The organism is Amycolatopsis sp. NPDC004169, assembly GCF_040610315.1.
GTDB lineage: Bacteria > Actinomycetota > Actinomycetes > Mycobacteriales > Pseudonocardiaceae > Amycolatopsis.
Genome location: NZ_JBEXMD010000006.1, coordinates 30,054 through 57,013 on the forward strand (window position 1 = coordinate 30,054; position 26,960 = coordinate 57,013).

Below are 26,960 nucleotides of genomic sequence, written 5' to 3' on the forward strand. Positions count from 1 at the left end.
GCGCACCCCGCCACCACCCAGCAAGGGATTCCCGATGGCCAGTCCCACCACCGAACAGCCCGAGCCGGGGCAGGTCGGCCGCCGCCGCTTCCTGACCTACCTCGTCGCCGCACCCACGCTCACCGTCGCCACCGGGTTCACCGCCGACGGCCTCGCCCCGGCCCGCGCCGAGGCCGTCGTCCCGACCCTGCCGCAGCCGGCGGAGATCCTCGACCTCGGCGACGTGCTGACGCTCTCGTGCGCGCCGACCGCCGGGATGCTCGTGCTCGAGATGACGTCCGACGGCCGCGTGCGGCTGCAGCTGCCGCGCGCCGAGGTCGGCCAGGGCATCACGACCGCGACCGCGATGCTCGTCGCCGAAGAGCTGGACCTGCCGCTCGACCGGGTCGACGTCGTGCTCTCCGACGCCCGCACCGAGCTGCTGTTCAACCAGCTCACCGGCGGGTCCAACACGATGCGCTCGCTCTACGACCCGGTCCGCGCCACCGCGGCGACCGCGCGCGCCCGGATGATCGCCGCGGCGGCGGCGCAGTGGGGGACCGGCACCTCCCGGCTGTCCACACGCGACGGTGCGGTGTGGGCGCCCGATGGCCGCAGCGCCTCCTACGGCACCCTCGCCGGCCCGGCTTCCCGCACGGACCTGACCACCGGCGCCATCGCGCCGAAAGCCGAGTCGGCACACACGCTCGTCGGGACCCCGACCTCGCGCAAGGACGCCCGCGCGATGGTCACCGGCAAGCAGGTCTACACGCTCGACCTCGACATCCCCGGCGCCAACCCGGTGATGGTGCGCCGGCCGCCGACGATCAACGGCACGGTGCGGAAGGTCAACAACGAGGCCGCCGTCCGCGCCATGCCGGGGATCATCGACATCGCCGTCGTGCCGACCGGGGTCGCGGTGATGGCCGAGACGTTCGGCCAGGCCCTCGACGGCAAGAACGCCCTCGACGTCAGCTGGGGGCCGGGCACGGTCGACGCCGAGGACAACGAGAGCGTCAAGAAGAAGCTGCGGGCCGCCGCGCTGCCGTTCGTGGTGCCGCCGCTGCTGACCCAGTACGTCGACGGCGAGTTCGACTTCGCCTTCGCCAGCCACGCGCCGATGGAGTCGAACTCCGCGGTGGCCGACGTCCGCGAGGACAGCGCGACCATCTGGGCCGGGCTGAAGTCGCCGATCGTGGCGAAGCAGACCATCGCGCAGGAGCTGGGGCTGCCGGAGAACAAGGTCACCGTGCACGTCCAGCAGGGCGGCGGGTCCTTCGGGCGGCGGCTGTTCTTCGACGCGGCACTGGAAGCCGCGCACATCTCGAAGGCGATGAAGAAGCCCGTCCGGCTGATGTGGAGCCGGATCGACGACATGCGCCACGGCCGGGCGCGCGCGGCGAGCTACCACCGGATCCGCGCGACCTTCGCGCTCGGGCAGGTGCTGACGTTCGAACACCGCGTCGCGAGCGTCGAAACCGACTGGAGCCACGGCCTCGGCGAGATCCTCACCGCGTTCGCGGCGAAGCTGCCCGTCGGCGGCAACCTCAGCTTCGCGCAGACGGTGTTCCTGCTGACCGTCAAGTCGCCGTACAACTTCGGCGTCACCACGCAGCTGCTCAACGAGGTGCCGCTGAAGTTCCACACCTCGGCGTGGCGGTCGGTCTACTCGGCGAACACCCGGGGCGCCGAAGAGATCATGGTCGACGAGATCGCGGCCAAGCTGGGGAAGGACCCGGTGGCCTTCCGCCGCGAATTCATCAAGGAGGAGCGGCAGCGCGCGGTGCTCGACAAGGTCGCCGAGCTCGGCGAGTGGGGCAAGAAGATGCCCGCCGGGTTCGCGCAGGGCATCGCGGTGCACGGCGAGTACAAGTCCTACACCGCCTGCCTGGTCGAACTGGACGCGCGCGACCCGAAGCACCCGCGCGTCACGAAGGCGACCATCGCGGTCGACGTCGGCAAGCCGGTGAACCCGCGCGGGATCCAGGCGCAGATGCTCGGCGGCCTGACCGACGCGATCTCCACGACGCTCACCGCCGGCCTGCACATCGACCGGGGCCTGCCGCTGGAGGGCAGCTACTCGCAGTTCCACTACGCGCGGCAGAAGAACTCGCCGAAGGACGTCACCGTGCACGTCATGCCGGCGACCGGCGACGACATCGGCGGCGCGGGCGAGCTCGGCCTGCCTGCCCCGGTCGGCGCGATCGCCAACGCCTACGCCCGGGCGACCGGGATCAAGCCCCGCAGCTTCCCGATCACCTTCCCGGTCGACTTCGACCCGTTCCCGCGCTGAGGAGAGCCACCGTGCCGAACTACACCTTCGTGGTGAACGGGAAGACCGTCACCGTCGACGCGCCCGCCGACCTGCCGATGCTGTGGGCGCTGCGCGACAAGCTCAAGGTCCGCGGGCCGAAGTACGGCTGCGGCATCAACGTCTGCAAGGCCTGCACCAGCCACCTCGACGGCGAGGCGTTCAACCCCTGCGTCACGCCGGTCTCGGCGTGCGCGGGGCGCGAGGTCACGACGATCGAGGGCCTGGCCGACGGCGACGAGCTGCACCCGGTCCAGGAGGCCTGGCTCGAGCAGGACGTCGCGCAGTGCGGCTACTGCCAGCCGGGGCAGATCATGGCGGCCGTCGCGCTGCTGAAGAAGACGAAGAACCCGACGGACGCCGAGATCGACGCGATCGAGAACGTCTGCCGCTGCGGCACCTACTTCCGGATCCGGGAGGCGATCAAGAGCGCGGCCGCGAAGATGGCCTGACGCGGATGCGGAGGTTCCACAAAAGAACCTCCGCATCCGCGGTTCTTGTAGAAAGTTCACCCGAACGTGGTGGCCTCGTTCGGGTTAGATGTCGGTCTCGGACCTCAACGAAGAGGCCGGGGACCGGAGGCCACCATGCACTACCAGGCGCTTCTGTCCGACGGGCTCGCCCCTCGCGTGGCCGTGCTCGCCGCCGAGGTCGAGCGGAAGCTGCCGGACCTCGTCGAGAGCACGGTGCGGCAGATCCGCGCCGAGATGCCGGTCTACGCCGACGCCCGGTTCGTCACGCACGCCGAGCTGCGGAACTCGGTGCGCGCCAACCTCGAGCACGTGATGCGCACGCTGCGCGGCTCCGACGTGCCGGACCTGTCCCAGGCCCGCGCGACCGGCCGGGCCCGTGCGCTGCAGGGCGCGCCGCTGCCGGAGCTGCTGCGGGCCTACCGGATCGGGCTCACCGAGGTCTGGCACCTGTTCGTCGAGCTGACCGCAGGCACGCAGGACCTGGCCGGCCTGGTCGCGGCGACCACGGCGATCTGGGCGCTGATCGACGACCTCGCGGAAGCCCTCACCACGGCCTACCGCGACACGACGGCGGAAGTGATGGTGGCGCACCAGAACCGGCGTTCGGCGCTGGTGGAGGCCCTGTTCGCGGGCGGTGCCGCGACCGAGGGGACGCTCTGGGACATCGCCCGCGTGCTCGACCTGTCCCTGGACGGCACGTTCGTGGTCGTCGCGGCGGAAACCCCGCGCCTGGGCGACGAGCCGCTCCCGCAGATCGAGGCCCGCCTGCGCGCGGCCCAGCACGCGTCGGCGTGGCGGCTCACCCCGGATCTCCAGGTGGGCGTAGTGTCCCTGCGCGACCCGGCTGCGGCTTCGGCGATCGTCGGCCTGGTCCGCGAGCACCCGGTGGGCCGGGTCGGGATGAGCCCGGTGTTCACCGGCCTCGGCAACACCGCCCGCGCGCTGCACCTGGCGCGGGTGGCGTTGTCGAGCATGGCGCCGGGGACGCCGGGGCTGGTGCAGTTCACCGAGTCCCCGCTGGCCGGGCTGGTGGCGAGTGCGCCGGAGGCCTCGGTCCAGCTGGCCCACCACGTGCTCCAGCCCCTCCTGGACCTCCCGGGCGACGACCGCAACGTGCTGCTGCTGACGCTGCGCGCGTGGTTCGACTGCCAGGGGTCGACGAAGCTGACGTCGGAGCGGATGTTCTGCCACCCCAACACGATCCGCCACCGCCTGAAGCGGATCACGGAGGAGCTGGGCCGCTCGCTGACGAACCCGGCGGACATCGCCGAGCTGGGGGCGGCGCTGCGGGCGTTGAACCTGTTCCCGGAGGCGACCCACTTGCCGGCACCGCGCTAGGGGCGGTCCGGAGCCGGCTCAGGAAGCCAGCAGCTCCCGCGTACGAGCCTGCTCCCCGGGCGAGCCGAACGGCATCACCAGCAGCTCGGTCGCGCCCGCGTCTTCGAGGGATTGCACCTGGCGGCGCACGGTTTCCTCGTCACCGACGATGGCGCTGTCGGAGACCCGCTCGAAGCCGTCGCGGTCCAGGACCGCGCGGTAGGCCGGGATGTTCGCCGCCCCGCCGTACAGCTCCTCGAGCGCCGCCCGGCGTTCGTCCGCTTCGGACGTCACGCAGATCAGCTGGCCGGAGACCACACGGGACTCCTCGCCGAGCGTCGGCACCACGAACTCGCCGATCGCCCGCGGGCCGGCGAACGTCGTGATCACGCCGTCGGCCAGCTCGCCCGCCAGCCGCGTCGTCTGCGGGCTCACCGAGCCGAGCAGCACCGCGGGCCGCTGCGCGCCGGGGGTGGCCAGCCCGGCCGCCGCGGTCAGCGACTCGCCGTGGACGTCCGCCTTTTCCCCGCGCAGCAACGGTTCCAGCGCCTGGAGGTACTCGCGCAGGTGCCGGAGCGGGCGGTCGTACGAGTACCCGAACTCGCCTTCGACGACGTGCCGGTGGCTCAGCCCGAGGCCGAGGTGGACGGGCACCCCGGCCGCCGCCTGGACCGTCAGCGCCTGCGCGGCCATGGTGATCGGGTGCCGCGAGTAGGTCGGCACGACACAGGTGCCCAGCCCGGCGCCGGGCGCGGCCGCGGCGAGCGCGGGCAGGGCCGTGAGCGCGTCCCAGCCGCCGCGCTGGGCCACCCAAAGCGTTTCGTAGCCGAGCTTCGCGGCTTCGCGGGCTTGGGTCGTCATGGCGTCGAAGCCGACGCCGAGTTCGTCGATCAGGATTCCGGTGCGCATGGGACCTCCCGGGGTCAGTAAGCGCGTTCGAGCTGCTTGCGGTCGAGGGCAACGGCTTCGGTGAACAGCTCCAGCGCCCGCGGGGCCACCGCGCGCAGCTGCCTCGTCGACACGGCCAGCGGCTCGAAAGCGTGCGCGACGGTGTCGGCGATCAAAGCGGGTTCGGGCGGGGGAGTGCGGCCGAGGAAGCCGTGGAGGACGGCCTGGAAGGCGACGACGAGTTCGCGGACCGGCCGGTCGGTGCGCAGCAGGTCGTGCGCCGCCAGCAGTTCCAGGTATTCGACGAAGGCTTCCGCGTGCCGCGGGTCGAGCTTGGTGTGCAGTTTCGGCAGCAGCTTGCCGAGCGTTTCGGTGTCGTCGGCGTAGCCGGCCCGCAGCAACGGGCGCCGCAGGGTGTTGGCGTACTGGATTTCGGTCAGCCGCGAGAGCCGCGTGACGAGCGGATCGGCCGCGAGGGCGGCGACGAGGTCTTCGAGCGCCCGGACGGACTCCCGGAGCAGAACCGCGAGGAACAGCTCCTCGCGGTTCTTCCAGTGCAGGTAGACGGTCCCCTTGCCGACCGCGGCCCGGTCGGCGACGTCCTCGATCGTGGTCCGCCGGTACCCGGCGCGGAGGAGGAGCTCGGCGGCCGCGTCGAGGATCCGCTCGGCCCGTTCGGCGCGGTCTTCGGCAGGAGGCATGCGGCCATCGTATGACCAATTTTCTAATTTGGTCAAACGTCGAGACGGGGTGACTGGCGTCACCTCGCCGTGCTGTCACGGGTACCGGGCTGCCGGTGTCCTGTTGGCGATCGGATGCCGATGCGGAGAAGGGAAAACCCCATGAGCAAGGTCTGGTTCGTCACGGGTTCGTCGCGCGGCCTGGGCCGCCGTTTCGTCGAGGCCGCCCTCGGCCGGGGCGACCGGGTGGCGGCCACGGCGCGGTCCACGGCGAGCCTCGACGCGCTGGTCGCCACCTACGGCGACGCGGTGCTCCCGCTGGAACTGGACGTGACCGACAAGGCGGCCGTCTTCGAGACCGTGAAGCGGGCGGCCGAGCACTTCGGACGGCTGGACGTCGTCGTGAACAACGCCGGCTACGCGCAGATCGGCGCCATCGAGGAGCTGACCGAGGCCGAACTGCGCGCCCAGCTGGAGACCAACCTGTTCGGCCCGTTGTGGGTCGTCCAGGCCGTGCTGCCCTTCCTGCGCGACCAGCGCTCGGGTCACATCATCCAGCTGTCCTCGGCCGCGGGGCTCATCGCGATGCCGCTCGGCGGGGCGTACCAGGCGTCCCGGTGGGCGATCGAAGCCCTGGGCGAAACCCTGGCCAAGGAGGTCGCCGACTTCGGCGTCAAGGTCACGATCGTCGAGCCGGGCGGCTTCGCCACCCGCGAGGGCAAGAACCCGGACCCCCTCGCCAACGGCCACGTCAGCGAGACCAGCCCGGTCTACGACGGGCTCCGCCGCCGCCTCGCGGAGATGGCGGGGCGGCAGCCCGCCGGCGACCCGGCCGCCGCCGCCCAGGCCCTCCTCAAGGTCGTCGACCTGCCCAACCCGCCTCTGCGCGTCCTTTTCGGCCAGGGCTTCCACCCGATGATCAAGCAGGCCTACAAGGACCGCCTCGCGACCTGGGAGCAGTGGCAGGACCTGTCGGCGGAGGCTCAGGGCGCCGAAAATGTCGGTGCTGTCCGGTAGCGTGGAAAACGGGGGGCGCCCCCGCGGGGCCAGGCGAATCGGGCGCCGTCGCCCACCGCGAGCAGGATCGGGCTGCGGTCCTGACTCCGATGCCGGGCATCGGAGTCAGGACCACAGCAAGAGCGCGGGCCGGGTTCAGGAGTCCGACGAACGCTTCCAGAGGTTGATGTCCGCGTCCGTCGCGTGGCCGTCGATCTCGGTCAGCTCCTCCGACGAGAACTCCAGGTTGCCAAGCGCACCGACGTTGTCCTCCAGCTGCTCGACGCTGCTCGCCCCGATCAGCACCGACGTCACCCGGTGGTCGCGCAGCGCCCAGGCCAGCGCGAGCTGCGCCAGCGTCTGCCCGCGCCGCCCGGCGACCTCGTTGAGCGCGCGGACGCGGCCCAGCCGGTTCTCGTCGAGCGTGTCCGGGTCGAGTGACTTGCCCTGCGCCGCGCGCGAGTCCGACGGGACGCCCTTCAGGTACCGGTCCGTCAGCAGGCCCTGCGCGAGCGGCGAGAACGCGATGCAGCCCGCACCCACCTGTTCTAGCGTGTCGAGCAGGCCGTCCTCTTCGATCCAGCGGTTGAGCATCGAGTACGACGGCTGGTGGATCAGCAGCGGCGTGCCGAGTTCGCGCAGGAGCCGCGCGGCCTCGGCCGTCCGCTCCGAGCTGTAGGACGAGATCCCGACGTACAGCGCCTTCCCGGCGCGGACCGCCGCGTCCAGCGCCCCGACCGTCTCCTCCAGCGGCGTCTCGGGGTCGAAGCGGTGCGAATAGAAGATGTCGACGTAGTCCAGGCCCAGCCGGCCCAGCGACTGGTCCAGGGAGGACAGCAGGTACTTGCGGGAGCCCCACTCGCCGTACGGGCCGGGCCACATGTCGTAACCGGCCTTCGTGGAGATCACCAGCTCGTCGCGGTAGGGCTTGAAGTCGGTGGCCAGCAGCCGCCCGAAGTTCTCCTCGGCCGAGCCGTACGGCGGGCCGTAGTTGTTGGCCAGGTCGAAGTGGGTGATGCCCAGGTCGAACGCGCGGCGGGTGATCGCGCGCTGGGTCTCCAGTGGCTTGTCGTGGCCGAAGTTGTGCCACAGCCCGAGCGAGATCGCGGGCAGTTTCAGTCCGGAGCGCCCGCAGCGCCGGTAGGGGATCGAGTCGTATCGGCCGTCAGCGGCAACGTAGGTCACGCGGCCGATGCTAACCCGCCGGTCGGGTACGCTCCTGGTGAGCGACCGCTTAGGAGGTCAGTGGTGGGCACCGGATTCTTCACTTCCGTCGACGACGTGTCGGCGAAGCTGGCCGAGGCCGGCTACCTCGCCTCGACGGCGGTGGCGACCACCGTGTTCCTGGCCGACCGGCTCGGCAAGCCGCTGCTGGTCGAAGGCCCGGCCGGCGTCGGCAAGACCGAGCTCGCCAAGGCCGTCGCCCAGGTCAGCGGCTCGCGGCTGGTGCGCCTGCAGTGCTACGAGGGCATCGACGAGGCCCGCGCGCTGTACGAGTGGAACCACGCGAAGCAGCTGCTGCGCATCACCGCCGGCCGCGACGAGACGTGGGAGCAGGCCCGTACCGACATCTTCGGTGAGGAGTTCCTGCTCCGCCGCCCGCTGCTCACCGCGATCTCCTCCGACGAGCCGACCGTGCTGCTGATCGACGAGACCGACAAAGCCGACATGGAGGTCGAGGGTCTCCTGCTGGAGGTGCTCGGCGACTTCCAGGTCACCGTGCCCGAGCTCGGCACGATCACCGCCACCCGCGCGCCGTTCGCCGTGCTGACGTCCAACGCCACGCGCGAGCTGTCCGAGGCGCTGCGCCGCCGGTGCCTGTTCCTGCACATCGACTTCCCCGACGAGGACCTCGAGCGCGACATCGTGCGGCTCAAGGTGCCCGGGATCGACGCCGCCCTCGCCGATTCCGTCGTCCGGGTGGTCGCCGCGCTGCGGGCGATGGACCTGCGCAAGCTGCCGTCGGTCGCGGAGACGATCGACTGGGCGCGCACCCTGCTCGCGCTCGGGGCGGCCACGCTGGACGAGCGGGTCGTGCGGGAGAGCCTCGGCGTCGTGCTCAAGCACCAGGACGACATCGCGAAGGCGAGCGCCGGCCTGCAGCTCGAACAGGTCCTGGACGCGTCGTGACCGGCGGCGTGCCGGAGCGGCTCGCCGCGTTCGTCAAGGCGCTGCGCGCCCAGGGCATCCCGGCGGGGCCGAGCGAGACGGTCGACGCCGCCGCCGCGCTGGAGGTGCTCGGCCTCGACGACCGGGAACTGGTCCGCGAGGGCCTGGCCGCGGCACTGGTCCGCCGCGGCGGGCAGCGCGCGGTCTTCGATGCCGCGTTCGACCTCTACTTCCCGGCGGGTGTCGGCGCGCCCGAACGGGCCCGCGAAGACCAGCCGACAACGCTGGAGGAGCTGCGCGAAGAGCTCGCCGCCGCGCTCGCCGACGGCGACCAGCAGGCGTTGTCGCAGCTGGCCGGGCTCGCGGTCGACATGCTGGGCCAGTACGGCTCGGCGTCCGGACCCGGCGGCGGCTTCTCCGCCCACCAGACCCTGGAGCGGCTCCAGCCGCAGACGCTGATCGCGCGGGTGCTGGCCGCGGTCCGCGGCGGCGGCGCGCGCGGCGAGTTCACCGACCGGCTCGACCGCGACGAGATCCGCCGCCGCGTCGAGGGCTTCCGCGGGCAGGTCCGCACGGAGGCGCGCCGCCGCGCGGCCGAGGTCCGCGGCCGCGAACGCGTCGCCAAGCACGCCATCGCCCCCGCGGCCGACCGCGTCGACTTCCTCATCGCCAGCCGCGCCCAGCTCGCCGAGCTGCGCCGCGCGATCCAGCCGTTGTCCCGCAAGCTGGCGACGCGCCTGGCCGCGCGGCGCCGCCGCCGGACGCGCGGCCGGATCGACCTGCGGCGCACGCTCCGGCGGTCGCTTTCGACCGGCGGCGTCCCGCTGCGCCCGGCCTACCGCCACCGGCGGCCCGGACGGCCGGAAATCGTGCTGCTGTGCGATCTTTCCGGCTCGGTGGCCGGGTTCGCGAACTTCACCATGCTGCTGGTGCAGGCGCTGCGCGACCAGTTCAGCAAGATCCGGGTGTTCGCCTTCGTCGACAGCGCCGACGAGGTCACCCACCTGGTCACCACCGGCGCGGCCGACCCCGAGCAGCTGGGCGCGCGCATGCTGTCCGAAGCCGCGCTGGTGCGCTGGGACGGCCACAGCGACTACGGCGGCTCCCTGCGCCAGTTCACCGAGAACTGGCTGGAGGCGATCGGCCCGCGGACGTCGGTGCTGATCCTCGGCGACGCCCGCACCAACGGCGGCGACCCGAACCTCGCCGCCGTCCGCGAGATCAAGGCCCGCGCCCGGCACGTCTACTGGCTGAACCCCGAGCGGCGGTCGCTGTGGTCCACGGGGGACTCGGCGGCGCTGGAGTACGCCGAGGTCGTCGAGATGCACGAGTGCCGCACGGTGCACCAGCTCGGCACGCTGGTCACCCGCCTGCTGCCGGTGTGAGCCAGGCGTCGATGTCGCGCTGGATGGCTTTTTTGGTCGCTTCGGGCGCGAAGGACGCCGTGACGCTCGCGCGGGCGAAGTCCGCCATCGCCGCGTCGTCGTAGCCGAAGGCTTCCCGCACCCTGGCGTACTCCTCGGCCAGCGCGGCGCCGGTGACCGACGGGACGTCGGTGTTGAGCGTGACCGTCAGGCCCGCGTCGAGCAGGCGGGGGAGCGGGTGCTCGGGCAGGGACGGCACCAGCCCCAGCGTCACGTTCGACGACGGGCACACCTCCAGGGCCAGGCCCCGCTCGCGCACCTCGGCGACCAGCGAAGGGTCGTCCAGGACGCGGATGCCGTGCCCGAGCCGTTCGGTGCGGCCCACTTCGAGGGCTTCGCGGATGCTGTCCGGCCCGGCGTCCTCGCCCGTGTGGTGCAGGAGGTGGATCCCCGCCGCGCGGGCCTTCTCGAAGAGCGTCGCGAACGGACGCAGTGAGTGGTTTTCCTCGCCCGCCATGCCGATCGCGAAGACTTCGTCGTACTTCAGGGCGAGGTCGAGGGTGCGCTCGGCGCGTTCGACCGATCGCCGCCGGGAGTGGTCGAGCAGCAGCCGCCACTCGAGGTCCCCGCTGTCTGCCAGTCCTTTGAGGACGGACTGCAGCGGCATTTCGAGGTCTCCCAGGCGTTCCCCGTGCGAGGCCGCGGTGAAGGTGACCTCGGCGTAGCGCGTGCCCTGGGCGGCTTCGTCCTCGCAGTACTCGCGCGCGATGCGTTCGAAGTCTTCGGGACGCCGGAGGCACGACCGGATCAGCGCGTTGTGGTCGGCGAAGGCGCGGAAGCCGTCGAACACCGGAGGTTCACCCGGTACGGCGACGCCGTTCGCCTCGCCGAGCTCACGGAGCGTGTCCGGGCGGATCGTGCTTTCCAGGTGGACGTGCAGGTGGGCCTTGGGCAGGGCGGCCAGGTCGCGCATGAGCGCGAGCCTAGGGCCCTCCGGAGGCGATCCGCGCGGCAATTTCCGGGGCCGGCCGCGGCGGGCTCAGGTTTTGGGCCCCGTCACACGGGGAACCTCCGGGTGGTTCGTCCGCGTTGTCAGGATGACCGCAACCGACAAGGGAGGGCCACCGTGCCTTTGATGAAGAAGCTGACCATGCTGGCCGGCGCTGCCGGCGCGGCTCGTGCCTACGCGAAGAAGAACCCCGAAAAGGTGAACCAGGTCGTCGGCAAGGCGGCGAAGTTCGTCGACGACAAGACCAAGGGCAAGTACCACCACCAGATCGCCGGCGCGGTGCGCAAGGTCAACTCGGTGACCGGGCAGCCGGGCCACCCGGGGACGGCCACCGGCCGGTAGGTCACCCGGCGGTCAGGACCTCCAGCAATCCCTCGCCGTACTTGGCGAGCTTGTTCTCGCCCACGCCGCTGACCGTGCCCAGATCCGCCAGCGACGCCGGCCGTTGCGTGGCGATCTGGCGCAGGGTCGCGTCGTGGAAGACGACGTAGGCGGGCACGCCCTGTTCCTTCGCGACGCCGGCCCGCCAGGCCCGCAGGCGTTCGAACAGCGGCGCCGCCTCCGCGGGCATCTCCACCGCCGCGGCGGCCTTCCGCGTGCTGCGGACCTTCGCGGCGGCGGCCGCCCGCTCGGGTTCGCGGCGCAGCAGCACCTGGCGATCGCCGCCCAGCACCTCGGCACTGGCTTCGGTGAGCACGAGCGAGCCGTAGTCGCCTTCGACGGCGAGCAGACCTTGGGCGAGCAGCTGGCGGACGACCGCCCGCCATTCGGGCTCGCGCAGCTCGGTGCCGATGCCGAACGTCTTGAGCGTGTCGTGCTGGAACTGCGTGACCTTGGGTGTGGACTTGCCCAGCAGGATGTCGATGATCTGGCCGGCGCCGAACTTCTGGCGCCGCTCGTTGCGCAGCCGCACCACGGTCGAGAGCAGCTTCTGCGCCGGGATCGTGCCGTCCCACTTCTCCGGCGGGTTCAGGCACGTGTCGCAGTTGCCGCAGGGCCCGGCCGCCTGCCCGAAGTAGTTGAGGATCTGCACCCGGCGGCACTCGACCGTCTCGCACAGCGCGAGCATCGCGTTCAGGTGCGCGCCCAGCCGCCGCCGGTGGGCATCGTCGCCTTCGGACGTGTCGATCATCTTGCGCTGCTGGACGACGTCCTGCAGCCCGTACGCGAGCCAGGCGGTCGAGGGCAGGCCGTCGCGGCCCGCCCGTCCGGTTTCCTGGTAGTAGCCCTCGACCGACTTCGGCAGGTCGAGGTGCGCGACGAACCGGACGTCCGGTTTGTCGATGCCCATGCCGAACGCGATCGTCGCGACGACGATCAGCCCGTCTTCGCGCAGGAACCGCGACTGGTGCTTCGCGCGGGTGCGCGCGTCGAGTCCCGCGTGGTAGGGCACCGCCGGAATCCCGTTCTGCACCAGGAACTCCGCGGTCTTCTCCACCGAGTTCCGCGACAGGCAGTAGACGATCCCCGCGTCACCCTTGTGCTCGGTCTGCAGCAGCTCCAGCAGCTGCCGCTGCGGCGAGTTCTTGCCGACGATCCGGTACTGGATGTTCGGCCGGTCGAAGCTCGCGACGAAGTGCCGGGCCTCGTCCAGCTGCAGCCGGGCGGAGATCTCCTTGTGCGTGGCCTCGGTCGCCGTCGCCGTCAGCGCGATCCGCGGCACCTCCGGCCACCGCTCGTGCAGGGCGGAGAGCTGGAGGTAGTCGGGCCGGAAGTCGTGGCCCCACTGGGCGACGCAGTGCGCCTCGTCGATCGCGAACAGGGAGATCTTGCCGCGGTCGAGCAGCCGCACGGTGGATTCCACCGAAAGCCGTTCCGGCGCCAGGTACAGCAGGTCGAGGTCGCCGTTCAGGAACGCCGACTCCACCTCCTGCCGCGCCGTGTAGTCCTGGGTGGAGTTGAGGAAACCGGCGCGGACACCGGCGTTGCGCAGCGCGTCGACCTGGTCCTGCATCAGCGCGATCAGGGGCGAGACGACGACGCCGACGCCGGGCCGCACGAGCGCGGGAATCTGGTAGCACAGCGATTTCCCGCCGCCGGTGGGCATCAGCACGAGCGCGTCGCCGCCGGCGATCACGTGCTCGACGATCGCCGCCTGGTCGCCGCGGAAGCTGTCGTAGCCGAACACGCGCCGGAGGGTCTCCAGCGCGTCGGACGCGGGTGCGAGGTCGGTCTCTGCCACCCGCCCGACTATAGAGCGGGGGTCCGACAGTTCCGGCCCGCCCCGCCGCGGGTGGCAGAATGGGGCGGGTGCAGTACTGGCCGGTTCCCGATCTCACCGCGTATTTCGGCGGCGCCTGGCGCCTCGACCGGGAAATCCGCACCGCCGACGGCGAGCCGGCGGGCGAGGTCACCGGCACGGCCACGTTCACCGAAACCGCCGGCGTCCTCGTCTACCACGAAGAGGGCGAGCTGCGCCTCGGCGGCCACGTCGGGCCGGTCACGCGGACCCTGCACTACCGCCCGGCAGGCCCCGGCCGCGCGGCGGTCCACTTCGACCACGGCGGCTTCTTCCACGACCTCGACCTGCGCGACGGCCACTGGACGGCGGACCACCCCTGCCGCGCCGACCTCTACCGCGGCGAGTACCGGGTGACCGGCGCCGCGCGCTGGCGGCAGGAGTGGGCCGTGCGCGGGCCGTCGAAGGACCACGTCATCGTCAGCCGGTTCACCCGCTAGACGATGCCGCCGTTGGCGCGCAGCACCTGGCCGTTCACCCAGCGCGCCGGGCCGGCGAGGAACGCGACGACCTCGGCGATGTCCTCCGGCTGCCCGAGCCGCTCCAGCGGCGGCTGCTTGGCCATCCGGGTGATCGTCTCCTCGTCCTTGCCGTCGAGGAACAGCGCGGTCGCGGTCGGCCCGGGCGCGACGGTGTTCACGGTGATGTCGCGGCCGCGCAGCTCGCGCGCGAGGATCATGGTGATGGCTTCGACCGCGCCCTTCGTCGCGTTGTAGACGCCGTAGCCGGGCAGGTTCAGCCCGAGCACCGACGTCGAGGTGGTGATCACCGCGCCGCCGTCGCGCACTCGCCGCGCGGCCTGCTGGGCCACCGCGAACGTGCCGCGGATGTTGGTGCGGTGCACGCGGTCGAGGACGTCGAAGTCGATGTCGGCGATCGGGGTCGGCGGGTTCATCACGCCGGCTAGGTGGGCGACGACGTCGACGCCGCCGTACGTGCGTTCCGCGGTGTCGAACAGCGCCGCGACCGCGGCCGGGTCGGCGACGTCGGCGCGGACTGCGATCGCCCGGCCGCCACGCGTGGTGATGGCGTCGACGGCCGCCTCGGCCTCCTTCTCGTTGCCCGCGTAGTTGACGACGACCGCCATGCCGTCGGCCGCCAGGCGCTCGGCGACCTGGCGGCCGATGCCGCGGGAGCCGCCGGTGACGATCGCGACGCGGGGTTCGGTGGGGGTGCTCATCGGTGCCTTCTTCCGGTTCCGTTCTGCTCGGTCTGTTATCGACGATACTACTATCCTGGTAACGCTGCTAGCCGCGCACTGTCACCGGCGTCACCCTCCCCGCGACGGGGCAGGGCATCCGGCCGTACCGACGCCGCCGGACGGCCGAATCCGCAGGGTAGGGCGGCCTCTGCCCGTTTTCCGCGCCGGTAATCCGGGAACACCGCTCGCATCGGGGGCTTGACATCCTTGAAGGAGTTTGAGCGATGCCCACATGGCTGATCGTCTTGATCGTCGTCGTGGCCGTCGCGGTGCTCGGCGCCGTGATCTGGCTGGTGACACAGGAAATGCAGCGAAAACGGCTGCAGCAGCGGTTCGGTCCGGAGTACGACCGGACGGTCGCGGAGAAGGACAGCCCTCGTGCCGCGCAACGCGAACTGGCCGAGCGGGAACGCCGGCACAAGGAGCTCGACATCCGGCCGCTTTCGGCGTCGGCGCGCGAGCGCTACGCCCGGGAATGGGCCCAGGTGCAGGAAAAGTTCGTCGACCAGCCGCCCGCGGCGGTCGCCGAGGCCGAGCAGCTGCTGAACGCGCTGATGGCCGAACGCGGCTACCCGACCGAGGGCTACGAGCAGCAGGTGGCCGACCTTTCCGTGCGGCACGCCAAGACCCTCGAGCACTACCGGGCCGCGCACACCACCCGGCAGAAGCGCGACGAAGCGTCCACTGAGGACCTGCGCGACGCGATGGTGCGCTACCGCACCGTGTTCGAGGACCTGCTGACCGACGGTGCCGACGACGAGCAGCACCACGACCACCACGACCGCCGGAACGGCCACGACCACGACCGCGACGGACGGCGGGACACCGACCGGCACGAGCCCGACCGGCACGTGACCGAGCGCCAGGCGTCCGCGACCCCGCGGACCGAGTCGAACGGAGGACGCTGACCATGACCGATCACCTGACGCGCCACGACACCGAGGACGACCGGGACCTGACCGGGCGTGAGGACGACCGCGAGGCCTACACCGGTGACAGCGCCACCGAAGTACCCGGGCACGACCACGCCGGCTTCCGCGAGCCGGGCTCCGGCGACGACCAGAACCTGAGCACCGCCGACCTGGCCTCGGCCGGGCGGCACGACGCCGGCGACGCGCCCGCCGAATCCGGTGGAGACGTCGAAACGCCCGCGGAATCGGGTGGCGACGTGGAGACGCCCGCCGCGTCGGGCGGGGACGTGGAGACGCCCGCCGCCTCGGGTGGGGACGTCGAGAGGCCCGCCGCCTCGCACGACGACGTGGAGACGCCGGAGCTGATCGACCAGGAGAAGGTCACCGGGTTCCGCGACCGCTGGCAGAACGTCCAGACCGGCTTCGTCGACGACCCGAAGCAGGCGGTCCAGCAGGCCGACGAGCTCGTCGCCGCCGTGATCAGCGCGCTGGCCACCACCTTCGCCGAGCACAAGAGCGAGCTGGAAGCCCAGTGGCGGCAGGGTGAACCGGCCACCGAGGAGCTGCGCATCGCGCTGCGCCGCTACCGCTCGTTCTTCGACCAGCTGCTGCCGCGGTAGCGGACGCCGTTTCCCGGCGGGCATGATCGGGTAGTCCGGCCGGGAAACGGAGTCGGCGAAGGAAAGGCAGCCGGATGAACGTGGCCGATCTGCTCATCGAGGGGTTCAGCCGGGTCCAGGGCACGGTGCACGCGGCGGTCGGGGGACTGACCGCGAAGCAGCTCGGGACCCGGCCGGACGACGAGGCCAACTCGATCGCCTGGCTGGTGTGGCACCTGACCCGGGTGCAGGACGACCACGTCGCCGACGTCGCCGGCGCGGAACAGGTGTGGACCGGCCAGGACTGGCTGTCCCGGTTCGGCCTCCCGTTCCCGGCGGGCGACACCGGCTACGGCCACCGCCCGGCCGACGTGGAAGCGGTCCGCGTCGACGACCCGGACCTGCTCACCGGCTACTACGACGCCGTGCACGAGCAGACCGTCCGGTTCGTGGCCGGCCTCGGCGAGAAGGACCTCGACCGGATCGTCGACGAGGCGTGGGACCCGCCGGTGTCACTGGGCGTGCGCCTGATCAGCGTCCTCGACGACGACACCCAGCACGCCGGGCAGGCGATGTACGTCCGCGGCCTGCTGGAACGCGGCTAGCTCAGCAGTTTTCCCAGCCGTCCTCGCGGTGGTCGGCGAGGCGCTGCGGCCCCGGGCCGCCGGCGCCGAGCCGGTCGCCGGGGTTGGCGAGCCGGCACTTGGCCATCGACATGCAGCCGCAGCCGATGCAGTCGTCCAGTTGGTCCCGCAGCTGTTCCAGCTGCCGGATCCGCGCGTTGAGGTCGTCCTGCCAGCAGCGGGAGATGCGCGCCCAGTCGGTGCGGGTCGGCGTGCGGTCGTCCGGCAGCAGCGCCAGCACCTCGCGGATCTTCGACAGCGGCATCCCGACCCGCTGGGACATCCGGACGAACGTCACCCGCCGCAGCGTGTCCCGGCAGTAGCGCCGCTGGTTGCCCGCGGTGCGGCGGCTGCGGATGAGACCTTCGTCCTCGTAGAAGCGCAGGGCCGAGGCGGGGACTCCGCTGCGCCGGGAGAGTTCGCCGACCGTCAGGTCGGGCAGCGGCCGGGCCGGGGCGTTCACCATGGTGCACACCCAACCACAGCGGCACCCTTGACTTCAAGTGAACTTGAAGTCCCATCCTGGGCACGAGAGCGAGAACGCCTGCGTGTCAAGGAGGAAGTGTGTCGGAAGCGCCGATCCGCGTCGCGGTGATCGTCGGAAGTGTCCGGGAAGGACGGTTCGGGCCGGTGGTGGCGGACTGGCTCGCGGACGTCGCGGAGGCGCACGGCGGGTTCGCGGTCGACCTCGTCGACCTCGCCGAGCCCGACCTCCCGCTCGCGATGCCTGCCTTCGGCGCCACGCCGTCCGCGACGGTCGTCGCCGAAGTCGCGAAGGTGGCTCCGCGGCTGGAAGCCGCCGACGCCTTCATCGTCGTCACGCCGGAGTACAACCACAGCTACCCGGCTTCCCTCAAGAACGCGATCGACTGGCACGGACCCGAATGGCGGGCCAAGCCGGTCGCTTTCGTGTCCTACGGCGGGATTTCGGGCGGGTTGCGCGCGGTGGAGCACCTGCGCGCGGTCTTCGCGGAGCTGCACGCGGTGACCATCCGCGAGACGGTCAGCTTCCACGGCGCCCACACCCGCTTCGGCGCCGACGGACGGCCGGACGACGCCGGCGCGGAAGTCGCCGCGAAGGCGCTGCTCGACCAGCTGGCCTGGTGGGCGCGGTCGCTCACCGAGGCGCGGGCGGCGCGGCCGTACCCCGGCTGAGGCGCCGAGGTCGTCAAGTCGACACGGTGCTCACGCCTGGCACGTCTGGTACGGCAGCCGGACGTCCGGGGCGACGACGGCGAGGGTGCCGTCGGTCGTGTACCCGCCCGTGGCGACCAGCGCCGCGAAGGCGGTGCAGACCAGCTGGTTGATCCCGGTGCCGCTGAGCGGCTGCACCGGGAACGGCACGGTGATCGTCGGCGGCGCGCCGTGCGTCAGGGTGATCGCGCCGGTCCGGCGGGGCAGCTCGGTCGTGTAGCCGCTCGCCCGCTCGTCGGCGGACGGGCCGTCCATCAGCATCGCCAGGGTGGACTCGACGCTGACCGGCAGGCTGCGCGGCCGCGTCACGGGGGTCAGCCTGCCGTTCAGGACGTAGTAGAGGACCACGTCGGTGCCGCTGCCGTCGTCCGCCGGGTTGCGCAGCGTGGGCGCCGGGCCGGCCGCGACCACCGGCGTCGGCTTGACGCCGCACGCGCTCACCAGCAGCAGCACCGCGAGGACGAGGAGTTTCTTCACCACGGCTCCCGGGGCAGGCGCAGCTCGAACCGGGCGCCGGTCCCGGTGCTGACCGCGACGATGTCGCCGCCGTGCAGGCGCGCGTTCTCCCGCGCGATCGACAGCCCGAGGCCGCTGCCCTCGGACCGGGCCCGTGCGGTGTCGGCCTTGGTGAAGCGGTCGAAGACCCGCGGCAGCACGTCGGCGGGGATCCCCGGCCCGTGGTCGGTGACGGTCAGCACGACGGCACCGGCCTCCTGCCGCAGCACCACCTCGACCGGCGGCGCGCCGTGCCGCAGCGCGTTGCCGACCAGGTTCGCCACGACGATGTCGAGCCGCCGCCGGTCGAGCTGCGCGGTGATCCCCGGCGGCAGGTCGGCGGCCAGTTCGGTCCCCGGCTCCCAGCCGCGCGCGGCGAGGCTGTCGGTGACCGCCGCGGCGACGTCGAGGCTCTCCCGGCGCAGCTCGGCCCGGCCGGCGTCGAACCGGGAGATCTCGATCAGGTCCTGCACCAGCCGGGTCAGCCGCCGCGTCTCGGCCGACACCAGCCGGGCCGCCACCGCGGTGTCCGGCGGCAGCTGCTCGGCGTCCTCGTCGAGGACGTCGGTGACCGCGTTCATCGCCGCCAGCGGCGTGCGCAGCTCGTGGGAGACGTCGGCGACGAACCGCCGCGCGTCGGCCTCCATCGCGCGCAGGGTGCCGACCGTGCGCTCCAGCTCCGCTGCCGTGTGGTTGAACGTCGTGACCAGCTGGGCGAGCTCGTCGGAACCCTTCGCGCGCAGGCGCACGTCCAGCCGGCCGCGGCCGAGCTGGCTGGCCGCGGTGTTCAGCGCGCGCACCGGCCGCAGCACCTGCCGGGCCGCGAGCAGCGCGACCCCGACCGCGATCGGCAGGGCGAGCGCGGAGAACAGCCAGGCGTAGCGGGCCAGGTCGTCGATCGCCTCCTGCTGGTCGGTCAGCCGCGCCATCGCGTAGACCTCGAGGCCGCTCGGCTTGCCGCCGGGGGTCTGCACCGGGATGCCGACGAAGAAGAGCGCGAAGCCCTGGACGTCGACGCGCTGGAACTGGATGTTCGTGCTGGCGCCCACCGCCTGCCGCAGGTCGGCGGGCACGTCGTCGAGCGAAAGGCTGGACGTCGAGTGCAGGTCGCGGTAGACGACGAGGGCGTTGCTGGACTTGAGCGCCGTCGCGAAGGCGTCGAGCGTGGCCTGGGACGGCGGCAGCGACAGGGTGGGCAGGTACGCCACGATCTGGTCGCGCAGCTTCAGCATGGTCTGGTCCTGGATGCCCTCCAGGATGGCCCGGCGCGCGTAGACGTAGCTCGTGCCCGCCGCGGTCGTGGCGCCGAGGATCATGATGACCGCGAAGGCGGCGACCAGCCGGGGCCGCAGCCCGGCGAGCCAGGACCGGATCCGCGGTGCCGTCACGAGCGGCCGAACCGGTAGCCGAACCCCCGGACCGTCTGCACGTACTCGGGCTTGGCCGGGACGTCCTCGATCTTCGAGCGCAGCCGCTGCACGCAGGCGTCGACGAGCCGGGAGTCCCCGAGGTAGTCGTGGTCCCACACGGCGGACAGGATCTGCTGGCGGCTGTACACCTGCCCGGGCGTGCGCGAGAGCTCCAGCAGCAGCTTGAGCTCGGTCGGGGTCAGCGACACCGGCGCGCCGCGCTTGGTCACCTCGAGCCCGGCCCGGTCGATGACCAGGTCGCCGTGCCGTTCCTCGGCCGCCGTCGCCGTCCCGCCCGGCCGGTCGGCGGCCGAGCGGCGCAGGACCGCCCGGATCCGCGCGTCCAGCACCCGCGGCTCGACCGGCTTGGCGACGTAGTCGTCCGCGCCCGCCTCGAGCCCGGCGACGATGTCGAAGTCGTCGCTGCGCGCGGTGAGCATGATGATCGGGACCGGACCGGCCGCCCGCATCCGGCGGCAGGTCTCGAAGCCGTCCATGCCGGGCAGCATCAGGTCGAGCACGACGATGTCGGGCCGGTGGTGCACGAGCACCTCGATGCCGAGCTCGCCGGATTCCGCGGTCCGCACCACGTGCCCCTGCCTGCGCAGGGCCAGCTGCAGGCCCTCCCGCACCGCCGCGTCGTCCTCTACCACCAGTACCTCGGCCACGGCGCCATTATTCGGAAAAGCGCACGTCATGGCGACCCGGGCGGATCTTGTTGCAAAACCATGACATCGCCCTGACGGGATCCCGAAAAGCGCGTTCCAGACTCGGGGACATGGCAGTGATCCTCACCGACGCCCCTTCCGCAGCCCGGCCCGCACCTGTTTCGCGGGCCGCGTCCCGCACCGCGGTACTGGCGGCGAGCGCGGCCGGGTTCGCCCTCGCGTTCGTCGCGGCCTACCTGCTCTTCGTCCGCACGGAGGCCGGCCGCGGCGTCGAGAACGGCGTCGTCCGCAGTGCCCAGTCCGCGGGGACCACAGTGGACTGGGCGGCCCCGCTGCGCGAGGTCGACCTGGTGGTGGTGCTCGGCGGCGTCGCGGTGCTGATCGTGGTGCTCTCCGTGGTGCGACGGCGGGTGGCCCTCGCGGTGCCGGCGCTGGTCCTGCTGGCCGCGCCGCTGGTGGTGGCCCAGCTGCTCAAGCTCTACGTCCTGGACCGCCCGAGCACCGGCGACCGGTTCGGCGTGGCGAGCCACAACAGCTTCCCGAGCGGGCACGTCAGCGCGGCGATGGCCGTGCTGGTGGCGCTCGCGATCGTCCTGCCCCGCCGGTTCCGGCGGCCGGCACTGGTGCTCGGCGGCTTCGGCGTCGCCTGGGTCTCGGCGGCGGCGGTGGCGCTGGGCTGGCACCGGTTGAGCGACACCGTCGGCGGCTGCCTGCTGGTCGCCGCGGTCACCTGCGCCGGGGCGGCGGTGGTGTCCGCCCGCCGCCCCGACGGTGACCGCATCCCCCTGCTCCCGGCCCTCACCGGCTTCCTGGCCCCACTCGCTTTGGTCCTGACCGGCTACGCGGTCCTCTCGACGGCCACTTCGGGCGCGGCCCAGTTCGTGGCAGCGCTGGTCCTGGCGGCCCTGTCGTCGGTAGCCGTGGTGCTGCTGCTCACCGGCCCGCTGCGCCGGGTCGCGTTCGACCCGGCCGAAACCCGGGTCCGCCGCCTCCTCCGCCGACCGTGATGCCCCGCCAATCACACGTGATGCCTCCCCAATCACGCGAGAACCCCCGCCAATCACACGAGTCCCGTCCCAATCACGCGAGTCCCGTCCCCAATCACGCGAGTCCCGTCCCCAATCACGCGAACCGACCCTCCAGATACGCGATCCGACCGTCCCGGTACGCGATCCGACCGTCCGGGTACGCGAACCGACCCTTCCGGCACCCCGTGCGACCGAGCCGGAGCGGGCCAGTTTCGCGGGATTGGCCCGCGACACCGGGACGTCACCGCGCCTAGCGTCGGTGAGATGGACCCGAGGCTCGCCGATGACCTGACCGCCCTGCCCGATCTCCTCGACGCCGCCGGCAAACTCGCGGCCGAGGCCCTCGCCGGGCTCGGCGAGCGGGCGGCCGCCGTCCCGCCCGTGACCGCCGCACCGGCGCCTTTGCCGCGCGAAGGCACCGGCGCCCGCGGTGCCCTGGACGAGTTCGCGCGACGCTGGGAGCCCGGTTTCGCCGCCAGCGCCGGCCCGCGCTACCTCGGCTTCGTCACCGGCGGCGCGACCCCGGCCGCGCTGGCCGGCGACTGGCTCACCGCCGCCTACGACCAGAATCCCGCCAGCGGCATGGACTCCTCGGCGCAGGACCTGGAACGCGAAACCGTCGGCTGGCTCGCGGAGCTGTTCGGCCTGGGCCCGGAGTTCTCCGGCGCCTTCGTCACCGGTGCCACGATGTCCACGGTCACCGGACTCGCCATCGCGCGCGAGTGGCTCGGGGAACAGGCCGGCGTGACCGTCTCCACCGAAGGTGCCGCCGCGCTCGGTCCCGTCACCGTGCTGTCCGGCTCGCCGCACTCGAGCGTCCTGAAGGCGTTGTCGTTCCTCGGGATGGGCCGGTCCGCACTGCGGAAGGTGCCGGTGCTCCCGGGCCGCGAAGCCGTGGACGTCGCGAAACTGGCCGAAGCACTCGAGACGCTCGACGGCCCCGCCGTCGTCGTCGCGAACGCCGGGACCGTGAACACCGTCGACTTCGACGACCTGCGAGCGATCGCCGAGCTCAAGCAGCGCCACCGCTTCTGGCTGCACGTCGACGCCGCGTTCGGCGGGTTCGCCGCGCTGTCCCCGGAGCACGCGGCCCTCACGGCCGGCCTCGACCAGGCCGATTCGGTGGTCGTCGACCTGCACAAGTGGCTCAACGTGCCGTACGACTCGGCCGTCCAGTTCACCCGCCGCCGCGACCTGCAGCTGCGCGTCTTCAGCAACAACGCGGCCTACCTCGGCGAAATCGGGGAGACGCCGGACTTCCTGCACCTCACGCCGGAGAACTCCCGGCGGCTGCGCGCGCTCCCGGCGTGGTTCTCGCTCGTGGCGTACGGCCGCGCCGGCCACCGCGAGATCGTCGAGCGCTGCGTCGCACTGGCCCGCGACCTGGGCGCGCGCCTCGACGGCTCGCCGCACTGGCACCTGCTGGCGCCGGTGCGGCTCAACGTCGTCTGCTTCACCCCGGCCGGGGACGTCACGCAGGACCGCATCGACGCCCTGGTCCGCGCCATCGCCGAAGACGGCACCACCTTCCTGACGCCGACGGTGTACGACGGCAGGCCCGCGTTGCGCGCCGCCTTCAGCAACTGGCGCACGACCGCGGCCGACGTCGAGCGGGTGTTCGCCGTGCTGGAGCGCCTGGCGTCCCGGTCGTGAGTGCACGGCCGGCTCGCTTGTCCCACCGGCCCGGGAATGCCAAGGTCACGGCGTGCCGATCTTTTCCGCGCCGGACGGAACCGCGCTCGCCGTCCACCTCGCCGGTTCCGGAGCCGAGCCGCCGGTGGTCTGCCTGCCCGGCGGTCCGATGCGCGCCGGCAGCTACCTCGGCGACCTCGGCGGCCTGACCGCCCGGCGCCGCGTCGCCGTGCTGGACCTGCGCGGCACCGGCGATTCGGCGGAACCCGCCGACCCCGCCACCTACCGGTGCGACCGCCAGATCGAGGACGTCGAGGCGTTGCGCAAGCACCTCGGTCTCGACCGCTTCGCCCTCCTCGGGCACTCGGCCGGGGCGAGCCTGGCCGTCCGGTACGCGGCGCGGTACCCCCACCGCCTGAGCCGGCTCGCCCTGATCACGCCCAGCCCGCGCGCCGTCGGCTTCGACGTGCCGCCCGCCGAACGCCGCCGGATCATGGCCCGCCGCACCGGCGAGCCGTGGTACGCCACCGCGGCCGCCGCCTACGAGTCGATCGCCGCGAAGACGGCGACCCGCGCCGACTGGGCCGCGTTCGCCCCGTTCTACTACGGGAACTGGGACGCGGCGGCCCGCCGGCACCAGTCCGGGGAAGCCGGCCAACGCAACGGCGCGGCCGCCCGGGTCTACAACGCTCCGGGCGCCTTCGAGCCCGAGACGACCCGGGCCGCGCTCGGCGCGGTCACCGCGCCCGTGCTGGTGCTGGCCGGCGAGCTTGACTGGATCGCCAGCCCGGCGATCGCGGACCGGTTCGCCGGGCTGTTCCCCGAAGGCCGGGCGGTCGTGCTGCCCGGCACCGCGCACTACCCGTGGCTGGACGACCCGGCGGCTTTCGGGTCAGCCGTGGGCGGATTCCTGGCCTGAGGCCGGATTGCGGCGGGGTTTGATGCGCACGGCCGGCAGCGCGGGAGCCGGCAGGCGGTCGCCCGCATAGCCCGTCACCGCACCGAACTGGTCCGACTCGGCTTCCCACGCTGCGCGGAACGCGGCGATCTCCTCGTGGGTGCGGCCGACGAAGTTCCACCACATCAGGATCTCTTCGTCGAACGGCGTCCCGCCCAGCAGCAGGAACCGGGCCGGCCCGGTGCCGCGGTTGCTGAGGGTCAGCGAGCGCACGCCGGTGCCGACGTAACCCAGCTCGGCGGCCCGGACGCGGGTGCCGGCCACCTCGACGTCCCCGCTGTCGACCAGGACACCGTGTTCGAAGCCGGGGTCGACGCCGAGGGACATGTGCGCGTCCGGCCCGAGCACGATTTCCGCGCCGAGCAGCGGGGTGAACGTCGGGATCGGCGACGTCCGGCCGGCCAGCGAGCCGAGGAACACGCGGATCTCCGCGCCTTCGATCCGGTTCACCGAAGGGACGTAGTGGTCGAACGCGCGTGCCGTGTGCCGGTGCCGTTCGGGCAGGGCCACCCAGAGCTGGACGCCGTGCAGCGTCTTCGTGGCGGCGGTCGAGACCTCGGAGTGGCAGATGCCGTTCCCGCCGGTCATCAGGTTCAGCTCGCCGGGGCGCACCATCGCGTGCGTGCCGAGGCTGTCGCGGTGCTCGATCTCGCCGGCGAACAGCCAGCTGACGGTCTGCAGCCCGGTGTGCGGATGCGGCGCGACGTCCATCGCGCCGGCCCCGGCGACTTCGTCCGGGCCGTAGTGGTCGGCAAAGCACCACGCGCCGATCAGCGACCGCGACCGCTGGGGCAGGGTCCGCCGGACGCGCATCGCGCGCGGACCGCCGAGCGGGACGTCCCGCGGGGTGAGGATCTCGACGGCGGGCCGCTCGGGATCGGCGGCCGCCGGCCGGTCGCCGCAGGCGAGTTCGGCCGGGGCGGCCTCGGTGTTGCTCATGTCCGCCACGGTAGTCGTGGTGGAGGGGAACCGTGGGTGGGCGCGGTCACTCAGGCGTACTGCGGACCCGCCGGGACGAACCCGGTGGCCTGGCGCCCGGCCCAGGCCGCCGTCGCGGCGAACCGGCCGTAGCTCGCGGCGAGCAGCCCGAGATCGACGGCCACACCGGCCCCGGACGGCCACGCACGGCCGTCCACCCACTGCCGCACCTCCCGCTCGGCCGCGCCGGCGGCCGCGACCGCGGCACCGAGCGCCGTCCCGTCCCGGCCGAGCAGGACGTCCCGCAGCGCCCGCGCGGCCGCGACCGCGTGCCTGCCGAGGCGTTCCAGCGCGGGTCGCACCTCCAGCGGCACGGGCGCCTCGGCGACCTCTTCCGCAAGTCCACCCATCCGAGTGAGATCCGCGGCGATGTGCACGGCCGCCACGACCGTCTTCACGTCCGCCTCCGGCGGTGCGTGCAGGGCCAGCAGCGCGCACGCCTGGTCCTCGCACGCGACCCCGAGCGCGGCCGCCGCACCGGCTTGCTCCCGCGCACGTCCGCCCAGCGTGTGGTCACTTTCCAGGATCGAGCGCGTGGCTTCCTCGAGCGCACTCGCGACGAGGTCGCTCAGGTCCGCCAGCCGGTGGGCGAGCGTCACGAGCTCCTTCTGGAAGGCGGTCGGCATGGCGGCAGGAAACCAGCCCGGACGGGTGTCGGCATCTCGTCACCGCCCCGGAATTGTCGGACCCCCGTGCTCTCCTCGTCGGCAAGAGCGGTGCACCCCGCACCCGGAGGACAAGGAGAGACCGATGGCAGGCGAAACGACGGTCACGGTGGTCGGCAACCTCACCGGCGACCCCGAGCTGCGCTTCACCCCGGCCGGCTCGGCGGTCGCGAACTTCACGGTCGCGAGCACGCCACGCCTGTTCGACCGCGAGTCCGGCGCCTGGCGCGACGGCGACCCGCTGTTCCTGCGCTGCAGCCTGTGGCGGGAGTACGCGGAAAACGTCGCCGAGTCGCTGGTGCGCGGCAGCCGCGTGATCGTCCAGGGCCGGCTGAGACAGCGGTCGTACGACACGAAGGAGGGCGAGCGCCGCACTGTGGTGGAGCTGGGGGTCGAGGAGATCGGGCCGGCCCTGCGGTACGCGACGGCCAAGGTGACCAAGGCCAGCCGCGCGACGGGCGTCGAGGGGAGCAGTTCCTGGACCCCGGAACCGGTGGCGGTGGGCGACCCGCCCTTCTGAGCCCATCCGTTCGCGGCCGGCCTCCGAACGCCGGTCGACGGGGCCTCGACCCGTGCTGGATCGCCTGCGGCGACGATGAGGGTGACGCTCCGGCCGGACCTGCTGTCGAAATCGCACCGTTCGATTCGACGCAGGGACAGAGGCCGAACCACGAGCGGGAGGGACCGACATGAACGGGAACGAGAAGACCGGCTCACCGGCGGCGCACCCCGTGGTCAACCACCGGATGCGGGCGATGCTCCGAGCGGTCGGCGCGGGCCGCGCCCGGGTGTCGTGCAGCAGCGAGCCGGACCTGTTCATCGACGGCCTCTCCTGCGGCGACCAGTTCGCGGCCCACGCACTGGCCCACCAGGGCCTGGTCCGCGCGACCCGCCCCGGCCGCCCGGGCGAGCTGGTCCCGGCGATCCTGACCCCCGAAGGCTGGGCGCTCATCACCCCCGAGCACAAATCGGCCGCCTGACCCGGCGACCGGGATGTTTGACAACTCCACAGAGAAGCCTTGAGAGAAAAGGAACCGGGGTCGCCACTCGGCTGCCTTCCGGCCGGCCGGGTGACCGAAAGCCCATCCTGCCGGGCGGCATGAGAGGCGCGGCGGCTCAGGGGCGCTTGCTTTGGCCCGCGCACCCGCGAAAGATGTCGTGGCCGAAAGCCGGTCCGGCTTGGCGGCGGCGCGAGCGATGCGGCGGCCGGGCGGTGCCTGGTCCGGCGAGGCCG

29 protein-coding genes are annotated in these 26,960 nt (G+C 72.5%); 17 read left to right on the forward strand and 12 right to left on the reverse strand.

Annotation, left to right across the window (positions count from 1 at the left end):
* Positions 1-34: 34 nt before the first annotated feature.
* From ABZX11_RS09920 to ABZX11_RS09930, 3 genes are all read left to right on the forward strand, one after another.
* Positions 35-2,272, forward strand: a complete 2,238-nt coding sequence (locus tag ABZX11_RS09920; RefSeq protein ID WP_354911552.1) for a molybdopterin cofactor-binding domain-containing protein — start codon at positions 35-37, stop codon at positions 2,270-2,272.
* Positions 2,273-2,283: 11 nt separating this feature from the next.
* Complete coding sequence (locus tag ABZX11_RS09925; RefSeq protein ID WP_176176427.1) at positions 2,284-2,742, forward strand: (2Fe-2S)-binding protein; 459 nt, start codon at positions 2,284-2,286, stop codon at positions 2,740-2,742.
* Between the two features lie 135 nt (positions 2,743-2,877).
* Positions 2,878-4,101 (forward strand): helix-turn-helix domain-containing protein, encoded by a 1,224-nt coding sequence (locus ABZX11_RS09930; protein WP_354911555.1) that lies wholly within the window; start codon positions 2,878-2,880, stop codon positions 4,099-4,101.
* An 18-nt stretch (positions 4,102-4,119) separates the two neighbouring features.
* Here ABZX11_RS09930 and ABZX11_RS09935 read toward each other — a convergent pair whose 3' ends face one another.
* Positions 4,120-4,989: a TIGR03564 family F420-dependent LLM class oxidoreductase gene (locus ABZX11_RS09935; RefSeq protein ID WP_354911559.1), complete on the reverse strand. Its 870-nt coding sequence runs from the start codon at positions 4,987-4,989 to the stop codon at positions 4,120-4,122.
* A 14-nt stretch (positions 4,990-5,003) separates the two neighbouring features.
* Entirely contained in the window at positions 5,004-5,669 is a 666-nt protein-coding gene (locus ABZX11_RS09940) for a helix-turn-helix domain-containing protein (RefSeq protein WP_354911562.1), read from the reverse strand.
* 141 nt (positions 5,670-5,810) lie between these two features.
* Between ABZX11_RS09940 and ABZX11_RS09945 the strand changes: the two genes are divergently transcribed.
* Complete coding sequence (locus ABZX11_RS09945) at positions 5,811-6,665, forward strand: SDR family NAD(P)-dependent oxidoreductase (RefSeq protein ID WP_354911564.1); 855 nt, start codon at positions 5,811-5,813, stop codon at positions 6,663-6,665.
* Between the two features lie 135 nt (positions 6,666-6,800).
* On the opposite strand, the gene mgrA is transcribed toward ABZX11_RS09945, so the two are convergent.
* Positions 6,801-7,829, reverse strand: coding sequence for an L-glyceraldehyde 3-phosphate reductase (mgrA, locus tag ABZX11_RS09950; RefSeq protein WP_176176432.1), 1,029 nt, complete (start codon positions 7,827-7,829; stop codon positions 6,801-6,803).
* A gap of 63 nt (positions 7,830-7,892) precedes the next feature.
* Between mgrA and ABZX11_RS09955 the strand changes: the two genes are divergently transcribed.
* Together ABZX11_RS09955 and ABZX11_RS09960 are read left to right on the forward strand one after the other, a co-directional pair.
* Complete coding sequence (locus tag ABZX11_RS09955) at positions 7,893-8,774, forward strand: MoxR family ATPase (protein WP_176176433.1); 882 nt, start codon at positions 7,893-7,895, stop codon at positions 8,772-8,774.
* Positions 8,771-10,138, forward strand: a complete 1,368-nt coding sequence (locus ABZX11_RS09960) for a VWA domain-containing protein (RefSeq protein ID WP_354911567.1) — start codon at positions 8,771-8,773, stop codon at positions 10,136-10,138. Before ABZX11_RS09955 ends, ABZX11_RS09960 begins: the two co-directional genes overlap by 4 nt.
* Here ABZX11_RS09960 and add read toward each other — a convergent pair.
* Positions 10,116-11,090, reverse strand: coding sequence for an adenosine deaminase (add, locus tag ABZX11_RS09965; RefSeq protein WP_354911570.1), 975 nt, complete (start codon positions 11,088-11,090; stop codon positions 10,116-10,118). The two genes, ABZX11_RS09960 and add, sit on opposite strands and share 23 nt — an antisense overlap.
* Before the next feature lie 153 nt (positions 11,091-11,243).
* Here add and ABZX11_RS09970 point away from each other — a divergent pair, with 153 nt between their 5' ends.
* Complete coding sequence (locus tag ABZX11_RS09970) at positions 11,244-11,468, forward strand: antitoxin (protein ID WP_176176436.1); 225 nt, start codon at positions 11,244-11,246, stop codon at positions 11,466-11,468.
* 1 nt (position 11,469) lies between these two features.
* Here ABZX11_RS09970 and recQ read toward each other — a convergent pair whose 3' ends face one another.
* Positions 11,470-13,308: a DNA helicase RecQ gene (gene recQ, locus ABZX11_RS09975; protein ID WP_354911572.1), complete on the reverse strand. Its 1,839-nt coding sequence runs from the start codon at positions 13,306-13,308 to the stop codon at positions 11,470-11,472.
* 68 nt (positions 13,309-13,376) lie between these two features.
* On the opposite strand from recQ, the gene ABZX11_RS09980 reads away from it, so the two are divergent.
* Entirely contained in the window at positions 13,377-13,805 is a 429-nt protein-coding gene (locus tag ABZX11_RS09980; RefSeq protein WP_354911574.1) for a DUF6314 family protein, read from the forward strand.
* Here ABZX11_RS09980 and ABZX11_RS09985 read toward each other — a convergent pair.
* Positions 13,802-14,545 carry an SDR family oxidoreductase gene (locus ABZX11_RS09985; protein ID WP_176176439.1) on the reverse strand — a complete coding sequence of 248 codons (744 nt, stop codon included), beginning with the start codon at positions 14,543-14,545 and terminating at the stop codon, positions 13,802-13,804. The two genes, ABZX11_RS09980 and ABZX11_RS09985, sit on opposite strands and share 4 nt — an antisense overlap.
* Positions 14,546-14,790: 245 nt before the next feature.
* Between ABZX11_RS09985 and ABZX11_RS09990 the strand changes: the two genes are divergently transcribed.
* The 3 genes from ABZX11_RS09990 (at position 14,791) to ABZX11_RS10000 (ending at position 16,681) form a co-directional block, all read left to right on the forward strand.
* Positions 14,791-15,474 (forward strand): hypothetical protein, encoded by a 684-nt coding sequence (locus ABZX11_RS09990; protein ID WP_354911578.1) that lies wholly within the window; start codon positions 14,791-14,793, stop codon positions 15,472-15,474.
* A 2-nt stretch (positions 15,475-15,476) separates the two neighbouring features.
* Positions 15,477-16,097: a hypothetical protein gene (locus ABZX11_RS09995; protein ID WP_354911580.1), complete on the forward strand. Its 621-nt coding sequence runs from the start codon at positions 15,477-15,479 to the stop codon at positions 16,095-16,097.
* Positions 16,098-16,171: 74 nt separating this feature from the next.
* Positions 16,172-16,681 carry a DUF664 domain-containing protein gene (locus ABZX11_RS10000; RefSeq protein ID WP_354911582.1) on the forward strand — a complete coding sequence of 170 codons (510 nt, stop codon included), beginning with the start codon at positions 16,172-16,174 and terminating at the stop codon, positions 16,679-16,681.
* 1 nt (position 16,682) lies between these two features.
* Here ABZX11_RS10000 and soxR read toward each other — a convergent pair whose 3' ends face one another.
* The gene (gene soxR, locus ABZX11_RS10005; RefSeq protein WP_176176443.1) at positions 16,683-17,165 is read right to left on the reverse strand and encodes a redox-sensitive transcriptional activator SoxR; all 483 of its coding nucleotides are present in this window, start codon (positions 17,163-17,165) and stop codon (positions 16,683-16,685) included.
* A gap of 98 nt (positions 17,166-17,263) precedes the next feature.
* Here soxR and ABZX11_RS10010 point away from each other — a divergent pair, with 98 nt between their 5' ends.
* The gene (locus ABZX11_RS10010) at positions 17,264-17,854 is read left to right on the forward strand and encodes an NAD(P)H-dependent oxidoreductase (protein WP_354911585.1); all 591 of its coding nucleotides are present in this window, start codon (positions 17,264-17,266) and stop codon (positions 17,852-17,854) included.
* Between the two features lie 30 nt (positions 17,855-17,884).
* Here ABZX11_RS10010 and ABZX11_RS10015 read toward each other — a convergent pair whose 3' ends face one another.
* Genes ABZX11_RS10015 through ABZX11_RS10025 form a run of 3 tightly spaced genes read right to left on the reverse strand, consistent with a single transcriptional unit; the run spans position 17,885 to position 20,465 of the window.
* Positions 17,885-18,370, reverse strand: coding sequence for a hypothetical protein (locus ABZX11_RS10015; protein ID WP_354911588.1), 486 nt, complete (start codon positions 18,368-18,370; stop codon positions 17,885-17,887).
* A complete protein-coding gene (locus tag ABZX11_RS10020; RefSeq protein WP_354911590.1) occupies positions 18,367-19,776 on the reverse strand; it encodes a HAMP domain-containing sensor histidine kinase in 1,410 nt (469 codons plus the stop codon). The genes ABZX11_RS10015 and ABZX11_RS10020 overlap by 4 nt, the downstream gene beginning before the upstream one ends.
* Positions 19,773-20,465 (reverse strand): response regulator transcription factor, encoded by a 693-nt coding sequence (locus ABZX11_RS10025; protein WP_354911593.1) that lies wholly within the window; start codon positions 20,463-20,465, stop codon positions 19,773-19,775. Before ABZX11_RS10025 ends, ABZX11_RS10020 begins: the two co-directional genes overlap by 4 nt.
* 110 nt (positions 20,466-20,575) lie before the next feature.
* Here ABZX11_RS10025 and ABZX11_RS10030 point away from each other — a divergent pair, with 110 nt between their 5' ends.
* From ABZX11_RS10030 to ABZX11_RS10040, 3 genes are all read left to right on the forward strand, one after another.
* The gene (locus ABZX11_RS10030; RefSeq protein WP_354911596.1) at positions 20,576-21,472 is read left to right on the forward strand and encodes a phosphatase PAP2 family protein; all 897 of its coding nucleotides are present in this window, start codon (positions 20,576-20,578) and stop codon (positions 21,470-21,472) included.
* Between the two features lie 285 nt (positions 21,473-21,757).
* Positions 21,758-23,146, forward strand: coding sequence for a pyridoxal-dependent decarboxylase (locus ABZX11_RS10035; RefSeq protein ID WP_354911598.1), 1,389 nt, complete (start codon positions 21,758-21,760; stop codon positions 23,144-23,146).
* A gap of 52 nt (positions 23,147-23,198) precedes the next feature.
* Positions 23,199-24,044 carry an alpha/beta hydrolase gene (locus ABZX11_RS10040; RefSeq protein ID WP_354911601.1) on the forward strand — a complete coding sequence of 282 codons (846 nt, stop codon included), beginning with the start codon at positions 23,199-23,201 and terminating at the stop codon, positions 24,042-24,044.
* On the opposite strand, the gene ABZX11_RS10045 is transcribed toward ABZX11_RS10040, so the two are convergent.
* The gene (locus tag ABZX11_RS10045) at positions 24,018-25,022 is read right to left on the reverse strand and encodes a pirin family protein (protein ID WP_176176451.1); all 1,005 of its coding nucleotides are present in this window, start codon (positions 25,020-25,022) and stop codon (positions 24,018-24,020) included. The two genes, ABZX11_RS10040 and ABZX11_RS10045, sit on opposite strands and share 27 nt — an antisense overlap.
* Positions 25,023-25,072: 50 nt before the next feature.
* The gene (locus ABZX11_RS10050; protein ID WP_354911604.1) at positions 25,073-25,687 is read right to left on the reverse strand and encodes a PhoU domain-containing protein; all 615 of its coding nucleotides are present in this window, start codon (positions 25,685-25,687) and stop codon (positions 25,073-25,075) included.
* 124 nt (positions 25,688-25,811) lie between these two features.
* Here ABZX11_RS10050 and ABZX11_RS10055 point away from each other — a divergent pair, with 124 nt between their 5' ends.
* Both ABZX11_RS10055 and ABZX11_RS10060 read left to right on the forward strand, forming a co-directional pair.
* Positions 25,812-26,246: a single-stranded DNA-binding protein gene (locus ABZX11_RS10055; RefSeq protein ID WP_354911607.1), complete on the forward strand. Its 435-nt coding sequence runs from the start codon at positions 25,812-25,814 to the stop codon at positions 26,244-26,246.
* A gap of 169 nt (positions 26,247-26,415) precedes the next feature.
* Entirely contained in the window at positions 26,416-26,706 is a 291-nt protein-coding gene (locus ABZX11_RS10060) for a hypothetical protein (protein WP_176176454.1), read from the forward strand.
* Positions 26,707-26,960: the final 254 nt, after the last annotated feature.

Coding starts and splice junctions, on each gene's coding strand:
- ABZX11_RS09920 (WP_354911552.1), top strand. CDS start 35: ATGGCCAGTCCCACCACCGAACAGCCCGAGCCGGGGCAGGTCGGCCGC.
- ABZX11_RS09930 (WP_354911555.1), top strand. CDS start 2,878: ATGCACTACCAGGCGCTTCTGTCCGACGGGCTCGCCCCTCGCGTGGCC.
- ABZX11_RS09935 (WP_354911559.1), bottom strand. CDS start 4,989: ATGCGCACCGGAATCCTGATCGACGAACTCGGCGTCGGCTTCGACGCC.
- ABZX11_RS09940 (WP_354911562.1), bottom strand. CDS start 5,669: ATGCCTCCTGCCGAAGACCGCGCCGAACGGGCCGAGCGGATCCTCGAC.
- ABZX11_RS09945 (WP_354911564.1), top strand. CDS start 5,811: ATGAGCAAGGTCTGGTTCGTCACGGGTTCGTCGCGCGGCCTGGGCCGC.
- add (WP_354911570.1), bottom strand. CDS start 11,090: ATGCGCGACCTGGCCGCCCTGCCCAAGGCCCACCTGCACGTCCACCTG.
- ABZX11_RS09985 (WP_176176439.1), bottom strand. CDS start 14,545: ATGAGCACCCCCACCGAACCCCGCGTCGCGATCGTCACCGGCGGCTCC.
- ABZX11_RS09990 (WP_354911578.1), top strand. CDS start 14,791: ATGCCCACATGGCTGATCGTCTTGATCGTCGTCGTGGCCGTCGCGGTG.
- ABZX11_RS09995 (WP_354911580.1), top strand. CDS start 15,477: ATGACCGATCACCTGACGCGCCACGACACCGAGGACGACCGGGACCTG.
- ABZX11_RS10000 (WP_354911582.1), top strand. CDS start 16,172: ATGAACGTGGCCGATCTGCTCATCGAGGGGTTCAGCCGGGTCCAGGGC.
- soxR (WP_176176443.1), bottom strand. CDS start 17,165: ATGGTGAACGCCCCGGCCCGGCCGCTGCCCGACCTGACGGTCGGCGAA.
- ABZX11_RS10030 (WP_354911596.1), top strand. CDS start 20,576: ATGGCAGTGATCCTCACCGACGCCCCTTCCGCAGCCCGGCCCGCACCT.
- ABZX11_RS10035 (WP_354911598.1), top strand. CDS start 21,758: ATGGACCCGAGGCTCGCCGATGACCTGACCGCCCTGCCCGATCTCCTC.
- ABZX11_RS10045 (WP_176176451.1), bottom strand. CDS start 25,022: ATGAGCAACACCGAGGCCGCCCCGGCCGAACTCGCCTGCGGCGACCGG.
- ABZX11_RS10050 (WP_354911604.1), bottom strand. CDS start 25,687: ATGCCGACCGCCTTCCAGAAGGAGCTCGTGACGCTCGCCCACCGGCTG.
- ABZX11_RS10055 (WP_354911607.1), top strand. CDS start 25,812: ATGGCAGGCGAAACGACGGTCACGGTGGTCGGCAACCTCACCGGCGAC.
- ABZX11_RS10060 (WP_176176454.1), top strand. CDS start 26,416: ATGAACGGGAACGAGAAGACCGGCTCACCGGCGGCGCACCCCGTGGTC.